A 15,926-nucleotide genomic window follows, 5' to 3' on the forward strand; every position below is an offset into this window, starting at 1 on the left:
TTAAAGAAGAAGCTAAAGCTTGGAAACTGAATAAGTTACCCCGTAGACATGATTAGAAAGTAAAGCTCTGTTTAAATTAAGGATAAAGTAAAAAAATGCAATTATTTGTAGATGATCTTACCGTTATTGATTTTTCATACCTGTGCAAAGAGCGCGGTATTGTTGGTGAGAGCTGGATTGTTGACGTATTACTCGACGGGTCGTTAAATGAAATGAGTATGGTGCTAGATTTTGCCGTGGTTAAAAAGCAAATCAAAGCCATTATAGATGATGCCGTTGACCATAAACTGTTATTGCCTATTCAAGAGCAAGCCTTAACCTTGGCTGACTCGCCGCATAATGATGGCCATCAAACGGTTGACTTTATCAGTGATGCAGCTAGTTATTATTTACAATCTCCAGCATGTGCTTTTGCCTCGATAGACAGTTTAACCATCACAGTACCCGCGGTAACTAAACACCTTACGGCTATTATTTTGACGCACTTGCCAGATAATGTGCAAGGTTTGACCTTAGTGTTGCGCCCTGAAAATATTCCTACGGATTATTATCATTATACCCATGGCTTAAAATTGCATGATGGCAATTGCCAACGTATCGCACATGGCCATAGATCTAAAATTCAAATCTTAGTTGATGATAAAAGAGACGCTACATTAGAAGCTGCATGGTGCAAGCGCTGGCAAGATATTTATATTGCCAGTGAAGCCGATAGAATTTCTGTCGACGATATTGAGTTATCTGCTCAAGCAATAAACAATTTAACACCCGATCATCAATATTTTAGTTACCATGCGCCGCAAGGTCGATTTGACATCGCCGTTGACCGCAAAGTCCTTGATGTCGTTGATTGTGATTCAACGGTAGAATTGTTAGCTGATTTTATTTTAAGACAAGTCAAGGCCGAACATCCTGAACTAGTAAATAACGAAATAAAGGTTATTGCCTATGAAGGTGTAGCTAAAGGGGCAATTGTTCATGGTTAACTCTTTAACAGATAATTTACGTAATTCCTTAACGAGTTACTTAGGTAATAAATTAAGCCAAACGCTAATCGCATTGGCACTGGTGAGTTGTTTTACTGTTAGTTATCAAGTATCGGCCGCTAAAGAAGCGATAGCATTAACCGGTGAAGTTAAGCAAGGCGGTTTAATGGTGGGTAAAACACTTGCCCAAAATACCGTCACCTTAAATGGCAAAACAATCACTGTTTCAAACAAGGGTGATTTCACCTTTGGCTTTTCTCGTGATGATATACAAAGTTATCAACTCGTCATTACATCAGTTAATGGTGATCGGGTGGAGAAAACATTAACGCCACAAAAACGCAGTTATAATATTCAGCGTATTGAGGGCATTAAAAAAAGCATAATGCAGCCAGATCCTAAAGCTGTTGCCCGAGCGCAACTCGATAGTAAGCAAGTTAAAACAGCTCGAAAAGTAGCGAGCTCACTTAACTATTTTGCCCATGGTTTTGTTGCCCCCATTGAAGGTACAATCACTGGCGTTTATGGCAGCCAACGTGTTTATAATGGCGTGCCTAAAAATCCACACTTTGGTTTAGATTACGCTGGTAAAACGGGCGATCCGGTAAAAGCTCCAGCATCGGGTACGGTATTACTGTGGGTACCCGATATGTTTTACTCCGGTGGTACCATGATTATTGATCATGGTCAGGGCGTGAGCTCCACCTTTTTACACCTAAGTAACTCGTATGTAAAACAAGGTGATAAGATTAAACAAGGGCAGGTAGTCGCAGCAGTTGGTAAAAGCGGCAGAGCAACCGGACCTCATTTAGATTGGCGCATTAACTGGTTCGATGTAAAAATTGACCCCGCACTAGTGCTAAAAATACAACCTCTTCATTAACTTTACCTCAACTCATTAATCTTTTCTAAGGTCACACTATGGCAGAACATGGCTACTCGCTGCTACGCATTATTATTATTGATAGTTTTTGGCAAGGACAAGTAAACGAACTTGATCTAACGGGTCACACTCAACTTGAAGGAACAAACGGCGCAGGTAAAACCTCGCTCATGCGATTGTTACCTCTTTTTTATGGCATGCGACCTAGTGATATTGTTAGTAAGGTTGACCAAGCGAAAAACTTTGCCGACTTTTACTTACCACGCGAGTCCAGTATTTTAGTGTACGAATACGCAAGACCCTTTGGACAAAAATGCCAAGTGTTAGCCACCAGTGATGGCAGGGGTGTGCACTTTAAGTTTATTGATGCTGCTTACGACAGTCAGCATTTTATTGCCAGTATTACCGGTAGCAAAGCTAAACCTTTTACACTTAACGAAATAGAAAAAAACTATCGTAATATGGGTAAAGAAAGCTCCAAATTTTTAGGCATAGATAAATACCGTCAAGTTATTCAAAATTTGCGCAGTGGTCGTAAACACAAAGAAATAAGATTACTACAAAACCGTTTTTCTTTTAGTGAGCAAGCCTGCCCGCATATTGATAAAGTAATTAACGGCACCATAGAAAAAAATCTAGATTTTGAAGCGGTTAAACGTATGTTAGTGGCCATTGCCAGTGATCATCTTGCCCGTGACACCCTTGATGAAAAAGAACAGCTCAGTTTAAATAAAGCCGACATTACTAACTGGCTTGCTGATATTCAAGCGAGTCGCGCTATAAAAAAAGTAGCAGATAAAATATCTGTTTGGCAAAACGACTTTAGTGCCTTTGCAAGTTTAGTCAATAAGTTACAACATCTTCATGCTGAGATAATAGCGCATCAACAGCGCCTAGAAGTTAAACAGCAACAACGGGATGAACTTAAAAAGAGTAGTATTGAAACCCGCGGTAAACTTGAAAGTGAATTAGCAAATACAACCGAACAATATCAAAAAGCCTTGTTTGATCTCATTGCGAAAATTGAAGCTGATTTAAGTAAAATTGATTTACTCGATGAAGATAAACTTAACTTTGATGACGATGATGCCAGTAGCTATCAAATAAAAGCCGAGCAAGCCCCCCAAATTCAAGCTGAACTGAATGAAGTGATAGCCGTTATTGATGCATTTGAAGGGAATATCAGTAAAATAGGGCAAAAATTCGATAAGCTTATTCAGCAAATGGAAGTAGAAAAGCTTAAAGCTATCAACAGTAACAAAGAAAAATATTCCCTAATTGCGACTCAGTCTAATGAACAATTATCACACATTAATGAAGTGTTTCATCAGCAAGAGCATGCCCTTAATGCCCAGTTGCATAAAGAAGAGCTTAAACTGCAAAAAGATCAGCAAATCATACAACATCAATTAGATACGGCTAATCAACAACTTAACCAGCCAATAATACCAGCGCAATTATCTATTGATATAGAAGCTAACATTGACGCATTAGCGCACGCTCAGCAAAATACTAATCAACTGGTACAACAGGCATCTGAATTACAAAAACAACAATATCAACTAGAAAAACAGCAGGATCATCAGCTTACACAACGCAGTGACGTTAATCGATATGCGGAACAATTACGACAAGATTACCACCAGGTTGAATTACAACTATTGCCTCAAGCCGACTCTTTACATCATTATCTTATAAATGAACCTCAAGCCACTAATTGGCAAGACACTATTGGTCGTTTGCTAACAACCGATCAATTATCGCGCTCTGATCTAAATCCACAGTGGCTAGAAAACAGCACCGATAGTAACGCACCAGCAAGTCTTTATGGTTTATCGATAGATTTACAACAACTACCTTGTAACGATTCTTTATTTTTAGACGAAGTTCAGCTGCGAGAAAAGCGCCAAGTTATTGAAAATAAGTTACAAACACAAACAGATAAAATTTCACAGCTTGATGAGCAATTAAAATTTATTGCCAAAGAAATTAGTCAGCTAAAAGTTACTGTAACTGAACAAGCACAAAGCTTGAATCAGCAACAGCTAACGTTAGGGCAATTGAAAACGCAGCAAGAAAGCTTGATGGTTAAAAAACAGCTCGCCATAAAAGCACATCGCCAAACCATAGAAACACAATTACAAACATTTACTCAACAATTAAAAGCCCTTGAGAAAAAGCAGCTTAACTTTGAAGAGAATAAAACGGAACAACTACATGAACTTACAAACGATAAGTTAGAAAAAAGTATGGTGGTTGAAAGTGATAGAGACAATCAGTTAACGCTATTGTCTGAGCAACTATCAACACTGCTCAGTAATACAAAACAGCGTTTAACGGACCTTAAAAAGCAGCAAGCTATTGATATTGAAAAACTTGATCCTGAAGGTGAAGTAGATAAACGCATTGCCAAACGGGTGAACTTAGAAAAAGACTTACTGCAATGTTCAGTCTTTGCCCAAAAGGCGCGCGACTATAACAGCTTTATGAATGAGCGTTATTGTCATCGTGATGCCTTAGCTGAAGAAAATCAAAACCGAAAAATCATCAAACGTAATATAGAAACAAATTATGAAGATAGTCGTATTGAACTATCGACTAAAATTAACGATTTAAAACAGTTAATTAGAAAAAACAATCAAGAAAAACAAGCTACTGATGATTTATTAGTGCAACTTAATGATAATAAACGTTTAAGTGAAATGTCTGCGATCAATAGTGAGTTTTGTCAGCAAGAGCCCGCAAACCAAGCAGATTTAACCGTTAACTTTTTCCATGATTATTATCAACAGTTTAAGACGATTGAAAAACGCTTGGCTAGTCAGCTAAATACTTTTAGTGAACGTTTTAGAAAAGATCACTCGGGTAGTGAGCTTTTCGAAAACTGGCAAAAGCTATTGCATGACAACGATAACTATTCCGGTGCAAAAGCACTCTTTAAATATCGTGAACCCATTAGCGAGTTATTAAATAGCGCCGATCAAAAGCAGCAAAGCACTTATCAACTGGTGACAGTCAATGCCACCATGATCAACGAGTTTTATCAGCACATCGAAAACTTTGGTCGTAATATAAAACGTATTGGTAAATTATTATCAACCAAAGTTACTGCATTAGCGCATTTTGAAGCGTTGGCTGATATCAATGTCACTACGGTAATGAAGCAAGAAGAGCTCGATTACTGGGGACCATTGCAAAAATTTGCCGAAGTTTTTGAGCTGTATAAAGATCAATTACGCGATGGACTTGGCGAAGTACCCGATGATTTAGTCTTCGCTATGCAAAAATTGGCAAGTTATTTACCCAATGAAGGCTTTGTTTTAGCGCACAACAATTTGTTTGATTTAGAGTTTACTATTGTCGAAAAAGGGCAAGTAAAACATGCGCGTAATGCGAAACAACTTAAAAAGGTCAGTTCAACGGGCTTATCCTATTTAGCTATGTTGTCTTTATTTGCTGGTTTGTTAGCCATGTTACGTGGTGACAGCAAACATGCGAGCCAAATAATTCTACCGGTAGATGAATTAGGTGAACTCGCAGCTGAAAATATAGATCTTTTACTAAAAATGTTTAATGACAACCATATTAGTATGTTATCGGCTTCTCCATCAACAGACCGTCATATTTTATCTTTATATAATCGTCATTATAAATTAAAAGATAATAAAATTTATCATGCCGATATTCCGCAATCTCGTTTAGATGAGTTATTAGCGCAGCGTAATAAGGCAGCAAACATTACACAACAAGAGCCAGGACAAGATCCTGAAAAAGAGACTGCAGGGGAGTTAAGTTAATGTTTAAACAAACTATTCAAAAGCTACTCTGTGGCGCTGTTATTTGTCAAACGGCTTATGAAGCTGAATATCTCTACTTAAAAGCGGAAAGTCAAAACGATAAAGTGAATGATTTTTTATCTAATTTGGATAGAAAACTTACCTATCTTGATAGTGCTGATGCTTATTACTGTACCTTTAATCAAGTGGATGATAATAATCATCACGATCTCAGTATTCTATTTACTGAAATGCGTAATACTTTTAGGCCTTTAGTTGAGTTTTTAGATTTATTGTTAACGGCCACGCAAGCTGATTTACCTATTCGAGCTAAATCAGTACTTAATATTAATGAATTATTCGAACCCTTTGAACATGATCAAACGCTGAGTGAACAATTACGTCGGTTAACATCGATAAAACCGTTCAAGACAAATAAAACAGAAACGCGTGAACAACTCGTAATGGTTTTTCAAAAGCTTGAAGAAATGCAGTATTTTGTTCGTAAAAATACTGGCAGCAGTAGATATTACGCTACAGCACGTTTTGACTTGATTTATTTACTGATAGAATTCTTAAACGATGCCGAGCTTGTCAGTTTGCCTGAACAAGAGAAAAGCCAACAAGACGAGCTATTATTCTAATGAAAAGTTTTAATAAAAGCTTTAATGGAGAATTATAATGGCTGGTTTTGATTCTTCACAAGTTGCCACTTTGCTCAGACAAATTGGCGCATATAATGACTTACTAGCTAGTGCCTATGTTTATGGCTCGATAGCGAGTGATGAGCAAGATGCTAACACCATTAGTTTGTTACATAAATCGGGTTTGATCAGACCCGATGAATCTCCTGGTGAATATCGAGTAACTACCGATCTTAAACGCATGTTAAATCGACTAATGCGCAAACAATCAAGTTATCGACAACTTACCGATATGGGGAAAGTGATTGATGCAATTGATGAAGTGGCAAAAGACTATCAACTGGCGATACAGGCCAAAGAGCAGGAAGATGCCGAGTATTATTTAGATCAACTTGATGATTTACTTTACGAAACCAAAGACAGTTTAAACAATAATTTAGACAATATGCATTTTGCCATTGTTAGTCAGTTTGGTTTTGTGAATAGTTTATCTAACAAAATACGCCAGAATGAACGCTATCTTTCACATGCACAAAAACTGCTCAATGAACTTCAGCAAATTGACCCACAAGATTGTTACGAGTGGCTAGATTGGGCATGTCCGAATGAGTTTGCCCGTAAAATATCGGGTTTTGTCTACTGGTATAATCAAATTTTACCTAAGCTGCGTTTAATTATTGATAACATGCGCATTAGCTTATTCCGCTTACGTAGAGATGAAAAACAGGCCAGTCAATTACGAAATATGGCGCGTTTTTTACGTAAACATCCTGAATTTGATCTTGATGAAAACCTATTTGAGCTACCAAACATACCAGAAACACTAAAATATTCGCCGCCAATGCCGCTGCGAAGTTATGTAGATACGAAGCAAACCGGTATTGAACAACCTTTACTTTTATTGGTGCAATCATTACGTAAGCAAGCCGTTGTAACACCGATTAAAGCCAGAACAACCAGTGAAGTTAGCTTTAAACCCATCGAAAATATTGCTGCGGAAGAAGACTTTTTTGAACAACAAACAGAATTATTATTCGAGCGCGTGATCATAAATAACTGCGCAGTCTCAGCATTAGGTTTTTACCAAGAGTTTCAAAATACTTGGCTTGAAAAATCACAATCTATTGCACCAAAATCTTGGATCGAGTTAGTGTTTAGTTGCTACTGCAAGTTAACTAGCGCACAACAAAATGCATTGAATATAAAAATGAAAGGCGTTGCTGTTAAAGGTACAACGGATAATTATGGTTATAGTGATGTAGTTATCGAATTAAGATCAGAGTTGAGAGCTGAACTGAGAGCAAGTTAATCGCTTATGGTTTTAACCTTACTCTGTTACTTGCTACGTTATGTACTTAACAGGTCATTGAAAACGTTGTCTTCGATTTGCTATCGAAGATCCATTATCTTCGCTTGTATTCCAAAAATACGGTGGGAATACATGAGCCTGTTTAATCCGTTCTACACCGATAGCAAAGGAATGCAAAATGAAAGTAACAATCAACAAACAACTTTATAATTTCACCCAAGATAAATTACAAAAACATCGGCAGGGTGGCCAAATAAAAAACTCATCCTTAGCAACAAAGCTGTATGAAGAATATAATTTTGGTCAATTTGATGTTAATAAACAATGGTTAACCTTTAGTCTCGACAATATTTTAGCTCTAAGTGAAGAAATTAACGGCGTTCTTGGCCTTGATATAAGACAAGATCCTTATCCTACTAGCGAAGATAGGTTAACCACGTCAGAAAAATCTCGAAATGAAAAAGCGAATAGTTATGCTGTCAGTAAAGAGTTTGTCTTAATTAATAGTTTATCTGAAGTGAAAATCAACCAAAGCTGCTATAAAATATCACCCTTAACTTCGTTAGGTGCCTATATAAAAGCTGAGGAAATTCAATCTATTGAGCACAGTGCTGTTGTTTTAGTTGAAAACCTTGCCGTGATGGCTAACCTCAGTTCAATCAACTTAACCTCCATCGATAATACACTAGATTTAACCCAAGCTTTGTGGCTTTATCGTGGAGATGTTAAAGCACAACAGACAACTACTACCAGTTATCAATTTTTTCGCCATTTTAAAGGAAACATCCCATTAATTTGTTTTAGTGACCTTGACCCTAAAGGCATTGAAATTGCGCTTACCAGTCATGCAGATTTTTGGCTAACCCTTAAAAATACAAACGACGTCACTATGCCATTATTGGGTAATGAACAAGAATGGTATAAGCAGAGCGCATCGGTTTCTTATTTATCTGATAAAATGAAGAAATACATAAGCCAAGAAACAGAAAATGTTTGCTGGCAGGGTGTTTTTAACACGCTCTTAAACCACAGAAAAACCCTGAAACAAGAGCATATGCTTAAACATAAACTCGCCTTAACCTTAATAAGCCTCAAAGAGTAATAGCAAGTATTTTGGCTGTATCCTTCTCCTCTATCTGATGCAAGAAATGATGCAGTTAAAAGCATAATTGCGTAAGTAATCAAGGTCGCTCATCAGTTTGGGTAAAAGTTATTTACAGACAAGCTCCTTTTAGATCATCCTGAATGTTTAGTTACCTCTAGTATTGATTCTATTTCATTAAACCCAGATAGTTGGAGACTGACAGTTTAGTACGAACAGAAGTAATAATTTGAAATTTTGAGGATTCCCCACGGTAAGTTGTAAGCTTCAAGCAGCTGTTGGACTTATATCATTTAGCGTTAATCCTTCATACTTAGTTCAACCTTCATTAATTCTTTTATAACATTGGGCATTTCAACCCTCGCTACGGGATGACCATAAGCTTCTATAACGTCAGATATAGGCACCATCCCATTTGGTCCTAAAAAAGTAACTTTACTGATCCCGACAGTCGTTGTGTTTCCATTTCTTTGGAATAGGTGCTCAGTCCAAACCCACTCATCATCCCAATAAATTATTTTTGACTTCAATGTATATTGCTGAAAAAATTTAAGAGGATATTTATAACGTATAGTTGCTACCCTAGAAACTGGAATCCATTTTCTTTTTATAAAACTTCTCAGAAGACCAGCTTGAAGAATAATGTTAATGCGACCAAGATCCATAATGGGCAAGTATCTGTCACTGCTCATCCTCTTGATATCAACATCATTAAATAAAACGCGAAATTTAAGCGTGTTTTCATCCATGATACCAAGGGTTCGTTTGAAAAAATGGATAAATAATAAAAATAAAAAACGAAATCTTAAAACCATTACTTTATCCTATAAATTATTAATAGGGTGGGTTGTAAACATCACCCGTTCTGTATACGGTTGGGCTGCCTCTTGTTCTAGTGTCATAAACGTTATATTTGATCCGAAAATCAACAAAAAACGCCTGGTAAAATCAAAGCGATTTTTGATCGCTTCTTTTTCTATTATCTGACAAGCAGAAATAATTCCATATGCCTACTATTATACAATGAGTTATTGAATGTTCTCTGTATTAACTGCGATTATTGTTTGCCGATGCAATCATGTTACTGATGGTGAAAATAGTCGACCGTTTAGCAATCCTTAGTGAGGTGTTTTCGATGAATATTACATTTTTAGGCGGTACAGGAACCGTAACAGGATCAAAATACTTTATAGAAACAAATACGACTAAAATTTTGGTTGATTGCGGATTATATCAAGGCTATAAATGGCTACGCGCACGAAACCGAGAGCCATTACCACTTGATTTAAAAAGCTTAGACGCCATAGTACTTAGCCATGCACACTTAGATCATTCTGGTTTCATTCCCGTTCTTTATAAACAAGGTTTTCGTGGTGCTATTTATACCCATCCCGCAACCATTAGTTTATGCTCCATTTTGCTACCCGATAGTGGTCATATACAAGAAGATGATGCTAATTTTTATAAAAAACATAAAATTAGTAAACATGAAAATCCTGAGCCTTTATATGACAAAGAAACGGCAGAGGCCTGTTTATCACTTTTTCAAGCTGTCGAATTTAATAAAGCGTTCCGCATTGGCGACATCGATTTAGTATTGCAAAGTGCAGGGCACATACTCGGAGCGGCTAGTGTCATATTGGAAGCGGATGGCAAACGTGTCGGTTTTTCCGGAGATGTTGGTCGTCCCGATGACATTATTATGTATCCTCCAAAACCCCTTCCTCCCCTAGACTTATTACTGCTTGAGTCAACCTATGGTAATAGACTACATGATAAAGAAGATGCTTATGAACAGCTTGCTGAAATAGTCAATTCAACAGCTAAATTAGGCGGCGTACTGTTGATACCGAGTTTTGCTGTAGGCAGAACCGAAGCGGTGCAACATATGCTGGCAACCTTACTAAAACGCGATTTAATTCCAAAGCTACCTATTTATTTGGATAGTCCTATGGCAATCAATGTATTCAATATTTATTGTCAACATTTTGAGTTGAATCGCCTAAGCAAGAAACAATGTCAGGATATGTGTAATATTGTTGCGTTCACTAAAACAGTCGATGAATCAAAAGCATTATCTGATTTGATTATGCCTCATATAATTATTGCCGGTAGCGGCATGGCTACGGGTGGGCGGATTTTACATCATCTGAAACGTTTGATAGGTGATTATCGTACCACGGTGTTATTCACAGGCTATCTTTCTGGTGGTACACGTGGAGCAAAAATTTTAGCGGGAAAAGACAATGTAAAAATACATGGTAAGTGGTGGCCTGTTAAAGCAAGGGTTGAAGTGTTGAATGGTTTATCAGGTCACGGTGATTATGAAGATATTACAAAGTGGTTACAGTCTTCAAAATTACATCCTAAAACTAAAATTCGATTAGTTCACGGAGAGCCCGAAGCCAGTGAAGCGATGCGCGATCATTTAATGCAACACACTAAATTCGAGGTTGAAGTTGCTAATTATCATGAAATATTAAGGCTTTAAGTTAACCGTTATTGAATCGACCTAACGTAGCACGTAGAGCAAAAAAGAGTTAATGAGCAGGGCGCTTAAATAGGAAAACCTAACCTATAAGACAGCTTAAAAATGAATACAAAAGGCGTGATTTTACTCCATTATCTAGCTGTGAACCTCGAAAGGAACAGTTTGCCGTTTTCACGCCTTTTATCTGTTTGGTTAAATTATTGCTCTAATGTTTCTTTGATTAGCGTTTCGGCTTTACTTTCCAATAACTCTAAACTGCCAAGTGAACCCTGATATGCATCGAAGATATCATTCAGGTAATAGCTGTAGCCTACGAACAATATAAGCGCTATCACTAAAAGTTTAATCGCTTTCTTAAGTAAACTAACAATGAAAAAAATGATTAAACAAACAAATCCAACTATGTATAAAGGATTACCTTGTAAAAACTCTATGAACGATGCCACATAACTCTCCTGTTATTATTAATATAACTTAATTTGGAGCAGTCTATTATTTCTAAGGGGGTAATGTCTATGAAAATAAAACTGTTTATTGTCGCTAAAAAATATTAGTGGGTTTATTGAGTCGACATGATTTAATTTAATAAATTAATTAGGTGGATAAACTAACGGATCAATCGCTCAGTTTTTCCCTGAATATTCATCATTGTTGTGCCTATTTGGTAAACAGATAACTAACAATATAAGGAGATTTTTCAATTTAAAATTATTAGCTATTGAAATAAGTCTCAGTAGCCTGTAATTTATTTAGCTGTTATCAATCAGAAAACAGAGGAAGAGTATGATCGACTATTATAAAAAGAAAAGCTCCGAATATCATGATAAAGCTCGTGTTGCACTGGAAAATAACGAAGAATATGAAAAATATACCAGTGAAGCTGAAGCTTACGATAAACGAATTGAAGAACTAGAGTCTTGCTAAAACTACTTTAACTACGATTGATTCATTAATTGATAATGACTTTTGTAAGCATAATTATCATTCATTACAGCCTAGTAATGTTGATTAAAAACTAAGTAAGCGTGATTTAATAAAGAATTATAAAAACACTTCCACACGGAGGTGTTTTTTTTGGTGGCTATAATATTATTGGTATTAAAATTATTAAAGATAATTATGACGTTAAATTGTCTAGTGGGCTATGCCTTTATGGTATTGACAGAGTAGCAAAGTTTTATCCTGGCATTGAACCGGTAACTTATTTTTGGTACTTATTTGTTTTTACCTGGAGAAAGTTAATTTGTTTTTTGATACGAATAGATTGATACAATGAAATGGTGATCGGATGCCATTATTAAAATTTTCTTAATCAGATTAACGACAGGGATAACCACCCTATAGAGTTACAAGCTCACTATGTCCGATACTCTTCAGTATTGGACATAGTGGGTATAATGAATTAAACTAGCTTCATATGTCCTATCTGCTTGGTTTTACAAATAATGTTATTAAATAAACCTGTCCCTTTATACCCACCATATGTCGATTTATGTGATTTCGATTTTGATGACTATCCTGAGTTAGATAAAATATTCTCATCAAATGAACCTTGGTGGCTCGAACAATTTAACTGGGGAAAAATTTTCCTTACCTATATAGGTAGAAACAAATCTGCTCATACTTATGAGCGATTTAGAAATGACGTTGAACGTTTTTTATTATGGTCATTCATTGAAAAGAAAAAACCAATAGACCAATTACGTAAATCAGACTTGCTTGAGTATGCTGACTTTTGTTGGCAACCACCAGTGACTTGGATTGGCACATCTAATCAAGAACGTTTTAAAATTACCAATGGTTATTCTTCTGCAAATGAACTTTGGTTTCCATATAAAATTCAATCGCCTAAAAGTTTAAAATCTGAATACGTTATTGATAAGAAAAAATATCGTCCATCGCAACAAACACTTTCATCGATGTTTACCGCAATCATCGTTTTCTATAACTACTTAATGGCTGAGGATTTTTGTATTGGTAACCCTGCACAAATCGCTAAAAAAGATTGCCGACATTTCATCATCGACTCACAAGTTAAAGAAGTTAAACGTTTAACGGCTAGTCAATGGCAATATGTTTTAGATACAGCGGTTGAAATGGCTGATGAAGATCCCATGTGTGAACGTAATTTATTTGTTATTGCTGCCTTAAAAACGCTGTTTTTAAGAATTTCTGAGTTATCTGAACGACCTAATTGGTCACCTGCTATGGGACATTTTTGGCAAGATGATGATGAAAATTGGTGGCTTAAAGTCTTTGGTAAAAGCCGTAAAATACGTGATATTACTGTGCCCATTGATTTTTTACCTTTTTTAGAGCGTTATCGTGCTTCCCGAGGTTTATTAGGTTTGCCATCAAGCAATGAAAATTCGATTCTGGTTGAAAAAGTACGTGGTCAAGGCGGTATGACATCTCGACATTTACGACGTTTAGTTCAAAGTGTTTTCGACCAAGCACATGACAATATGCGCAGATCGGAAGGTGAAAATAAGGCGCTCAAATTGAAAGAAGCTTCTGCCCATTGGTTGAGACATACTGGTGCAAGTATGGAAATTGAACGTGGGCGCCCTCTTAAAGATATTTCAGAAGATCTTGGTCATGCAAGTATGGCAACGACTGACACTGTTTATGTTCAAAGTGAGAATAAGAAACGTGCTGAAAGTGGTAAACGAAGAAAAGTAGATTAAGACTTCGGTTACTTATTTGAACAAAATACGAGCTAAAACAGTGTGCTACGTTAATAAACTTTGGTGAATAACCACCAAAGTTTATTAGAATTTACGTAGCATCAGCTTGTTATTTAATCAAAGTAGCCTGCAAGCCTTTATAATAAAGACTTGTAGCTAATAAAAATGTCATTTAAACAAACTTGAAAAGACCGTAAGTGCTAATAAATACACTGTATTAATGATGGTTTTTTCCACGCCCTATTCTTCTTATTTTTAAAATACTCTTAGTCTTCATCACTTGCATGGCTAACTGCTTGATTGGCGATTGAATAGGAAAAGCCTTTTGATATTAAATGTCGTAACGCCTTTTGCTTTAGCTTCAACTCTTCTATGGGCTCTTCACCAAACTTTCTTATTTTTAGTGTTAGCGCTTTATCAAAATAGTCTTCGTCAGTTGTTGCTATTGTGCTAACACATTCATTGATTGTTTGGGATGAGAAACCTTTCGCATACAACTTCTCTTTTATTTTATTAGCGCCAATATTTTTCTCTGTCAGGCCTGTTGTTAAGCGTTGCGCATAACGAAGATCATTCACAATATCACGTTCAATGAGATAATCTAATGCTTGTTCATTGTATTGTGTATCGTCTTTAAATAATACATTAGCCTTTTGCATCAATGCTTTAGCTGAGTAATCCCCATATCGTTCAATCATCCATTGCATATATGATTTGACACGATCATAAGTAATGACTTGTGGCTTGGCATCTTGTTTTTTTTTGTACATGGTAATTTAAATCCTATAGCTCAGTAGCAGTTACTCGTTATGTAATCCTGCTTAGCTGCTTAATTCTAATGCTTGGCACCATTCACATGCATTAAGAAATTCTTGTTGGAGTATCTCTTTACTAAGACCAGAAGTATTAATAAGTTGATGAGAATTCTCATTTTTGTCTGAAATAAATGCAGTGGTTAACTTTAACAAGTCACCTAATACACCTTCATGTGACATTAATGCTTTTTCAATTGGCTTAGCCAATGGCATCGTTTTAATAATTTCAACAACGGGCATAGATAGGATAACGTCGATAGAACTGAGTAAACCTGTAATGAATGAAAATTCGTGTACGGAAGAAAAATCATGTTGAGTACTAAGCGATTGCATCATCTTGGCAGTAATTAATGACTGTTTACATACTTCATCAGCTTTATCTGACGTTAGATTTGATAAGGCTAAAATAGCGATTAACTGTCTTAACTTTTCTTCACCTAAATATGTTGCGGCTTGTTTTAAGCACACTACTTCAATATTCGTGCCCGTTGAAACATTATTAACCATTTTTAATAAACCTATGGTTAAGTTAACGTCTTGGCTAATAATATGTGATATTTTTTCAAAGTCGAGTGTGCTATTCGACGTTTCAGCAAGCAACTGTATCATCATTGTTTTTACTGTTGTTAAGGTTTGTCCTTCAATCATTTCAGTTTGGTGATAAAAATATCCCTGAAAATAATTAAAACCTACTTCGGCAAGTGTTTGCTGTTGATTTTTTGTTTCCACGTGCTCAGCAATAATGCTGATGTTGAAAGCTTTCATTCGGGTGACCGCTGGTTTTAAGCGTTTAGTATTGATTTCTTCTATATTTACTTTAACTATATTGATATATGGAAAGAGTACATCCCAATGAATGGCTAAATCATACTCAGTTAGTGCTATTTTATAACCCTGTTCATGATAATATTTAACAATTTTAACTAAATTTTTTGATGGTTTTATATTACCTACCAGTTCAATAACGATTAATTCTTTATCAAACATTAAGGGGAATTTATGGATTAAATTACTTTCGGTAAAATTGATAAAGGCCAATTTTCCCATACACAAGGTTTGAATGTCACCTTGAATATGGTTTTGAATGATAAGTTTAGAGCTGGCAATATCTTGGTCAACTTCGGGGAAATTGTTATCTGAGCTATCTCTAAAAAACAGTTCATAGCCAATGGTCTTTAAATGCCTGTCAAGAATGGCTTGTCGAGCAATGTATGTTTTCTTCATTTCTAAGCC

The 15,926-nt window shown here is 36.1% G+C and carries 13 protein-coding genes; 9 read left to right on the forward strand and 4 right to left on the reverse strand.

Annotated elements, in window-relative coordinates; translation table 11 throughout:
* Nucleotides 1–95: 95 nt before the first annotated feature.
* The 6 genes from CXF71_RS11320 (at nt 96) to CXF71_RS11345 (ending at nt 8,700) form a co-directional block, all read left to right on the forward strand.
* The gene (locus CXF71_RS11320) at nt 96–986 is read left to right on the forward strand and encodes a 6-carboxytetrahydropterin synthase (RefSeq protein ID WP_101233052.1); all 891 of its coding nucleotides are present in this window, start codon (nt 96–98) and stop codon (nt 984–986) included.
* On the forward strand, nt 979–1,869 hold the full coding sequence (locus tag CXF71_RS11325) for a M23 family metallopeptidase (RefSeq protein ID WP_101233053.1): 891 nt from the start codon (nt 979–981) through the stop codon (nt 1,867–1,869). Before CXF71_RS11320 ends, CXF71_RS11325 begins: the two co-directional genes overlap by 8 nt.
* A gap of 38 nt (nt 1,870–1,907) precedes the next feature.
* Entirely contained in the window at nt 1,908–5,666 is a 3,759-nt protein-coding gene (locus CXF71_RS11330) for an ATP-binding protein (protein WP_101233054.1), read from the forward strand.
* Nucleotides 5,666–6,289 (forward strand): hypothetical protein, encoded by a 624-nt coding sequence (locus tag CXF71_RS11335; RefSeq protein WP_101233055.1) that lies wholly within the window; start codon nt 5,666–5,668, stop codon nt 6,287–6,289. The genes CXF71_RS11330 and CXF71_RS11335 overlap by 1 nt, the downstream gene beginning before the upstream one ends.
* 37 nt (nt 6,290–6,326) lie before the next feature.
* Nucleotides 6,327–7,598 (forward strand): hypothetical protein, encoded by a 1,272-nt coding sequence (locus CXF71_RS11340; RefSeq protein ID WP_101233056.1) that lies wholly within the window; start codon nt 6,327–6,329, stop codon nt 7,596–7,598.
* Between the two features lie 178 nt (nt 7,599–7,776).
* Nucleotides 7,777–8,700, forward strand: coding sequence for a DUF7281 domain-containing protein (locus tag CXF71_RS11345; protein WP_101233057.1), 924 nt, complete (start codon nt 7,777–7,779; stop codon nt 8,698–8,700).
* A gap of 299 nt (nt 8,701–8,999) precedes the next feature.
* On the opposite strand, the gene CXF71_RS11350 is transcribed toward CXF71_RS11345, so the two are convergent.
* Nucleotides 9,000–9,515: a thioesterase family protein gene (locus CXF71_RS11350; protein ID WP_101233058.1), complete on the reverse strand. Its 516-nt coding sequence runs from the start codon at nt 9,513–9,515 to the stop codon at nt 9,000–9,002.
* Between the two features lie 320 nt (nt 9,516–9,835).
* Between CXF71_RS11350 and CXF71_RS11355 the strand changes: the two genes are divergently transcribed.
* Complete coding sequence (locus CXF71_RS11355; RefSeq protein ID WP_101233059.1) at nt 9,836–11,191, forward strand: MBL fold metallo-hydrolase RNA specificity domain-containing protein; 1,356 nt, start codon at nt 9,836–9,838, stop codon at nt 11,189–11,191.
* A 197-nt stretch (nt 11,192–11,388) separates the two neighbouring features.
* On the opposite strand, the gene CXF71_RS11360 is transcribed toward CXF71_RS11355, so the two are convergent.
* Complete coding sequence (locus tag CXF71_RS11360; protein WP_101233060.1) at nt 11,389–11,637, reverse strand: hypothetical protein; 249 nt, start codon at nt 11,635–11,637, stop codon at nt 11,389–11,391.
* Between the two features lie 337 nt (nt 11,638–11,974).
* On the opposite strand from CXF71_RS11360, the gene CXF71_RS21440 reads away from it, so the two are divergent.
* A complete protein-coding gene (locus tag CXF71_RS21440) occupies nt 11,975–12,115 on the forward strand; it encodes a hypothetical protein (RefSeq protein ID WP_157826742.1) in 141 nt (46 codons plus the stop codon).
* Between the two features lie 521 nt (nt 12,116–12,636).
* A complete protein-coding gene (locus CXF71_RS11365) occupies nt 12,637–13,878 on the forward strand; it encodes a tyrosine-type recombinase/integrase (RefSeq protein WP_101233061.1) in 1,242 nt (413 codons plus the stop codon).
* Nucleotides 13,879–14,144: 266 nt separating this feature from the next.
* Here CXF71_RS11365 and CXF71_RS11370 read toward each other — a convergent pair whose 3' ends face one another.
* Nucleotides 14,145–14,648: a regulatory protein RecX gene (locus CXF71_RS11370; protein ID WP_101233062.1), complete on the reverse strand. Its 504-nt coding sequence runs from the start codon at nt 14,646–14,648 to the stop codon at nt 14,145–14,147.
* A gap of 51 nt (nt 14,649–14,699) precedes the next feature.
* On the reverse strand, nt 14,700–15,917 hold the full coding sequence (locus tag CXF71_RS11375) for an EAL and HDOD domain-containing protein (protein WP_101233063.1): 1,218 nt from the start codon (nt 15,915–15,917) through the stop codon (nt 14,700–14,702).
* Between the last annotated feature and the right edge of the window lie 9 nt (nt 15,918–15,926).

This window comes from Colwellia sp. 12G3, assembly GCF_002836775.1.
Taxonomy (GTDB): domain Bacteria; phylum Pseudomonadota; class Gammaproteobacteria; order Enterobacterales; family Alteromonadaceae; genus Colwellia.

Coding starts and splice junctions, on each gene's coding strand:
- CXF71_RS11320 (WP_101233052.1), top strand. CDS start 96: ATGCAATTATTTGTAGATGATCTTACCGTTATTGATTTTTCATACCTG.
- CXF71_RS11325 (WP_101233053.1), top strand. CDS start 979: ATGGTTAACTCTTTAACAGATAATTTACGTAATTCCTTAACGAGTTAC.
- CXF71_RS11330 (WP_101233054.1), top strand. CDS start 1,908: ATGGCAGAACATGGCTACTCGCTGCTACGCATTATTATTATTGATAGT.
- CXF71_RS11335 (WP_101233055.1), top strand. CDS start 5,666: ATGTTTAAACAAACTATTCAAAAGCTACTCTGTGGCGCTGTTATTTGT.
- CXF71_RS11340 (WP_101233056.1), top strand. CDS start 6,327: ATGGCTGGTTTTGATTCTTCACAAGTTGCCACTTTGCTCAGACAAATT.
- CXF71_RS11345 (WP_101233057.1), top strand. CDS start 7,777: ATGAAAGTAACAATCAACAAACAACTTTATAATTTCACCCAAGATAAA.
- CXF71_RS11350 (WP_101233058.1), bottom strand. CDS start 9,515: ATGGTTTTAAGATTTCGTTTTTTATTTTTATTATTTATCCATTTTTTC.
- CXF71_RS11355 (WP_101233059.1), top strand. CDS start 9,836: ATGAATATTACATTTTTAGGCGGTACAGGAACCGTAACAGGATCAAAA.
- CXF71_RS21440 (WP_157826742.1), top strand. CDS start 11,975: ATGATCGACTATTATAAAAAGAAAAGCTCCGAATATCATGATAAAGCT.
- CXF71_RS11365 (WP_101233061.1), top strand. CDS start 12,637: ATGTTATTAAATAAACCTGTCCCTTTATACCCACCATATGTCGATTTA.
- CXF71_RS11370 (WP_101233062.1), bottom strand. CDS start 14,648: ATGTACAAAAAAAAACAAGATGCCAAGCCACAAGTCATTACTTATGAT.
- CXF71_RS11375 (WP_101233063.1), bottom strand. CDS start 15,917: ATGAAGAAAACATACATTGCTCGACAAGCCATTCTTGACAGGCATTTA.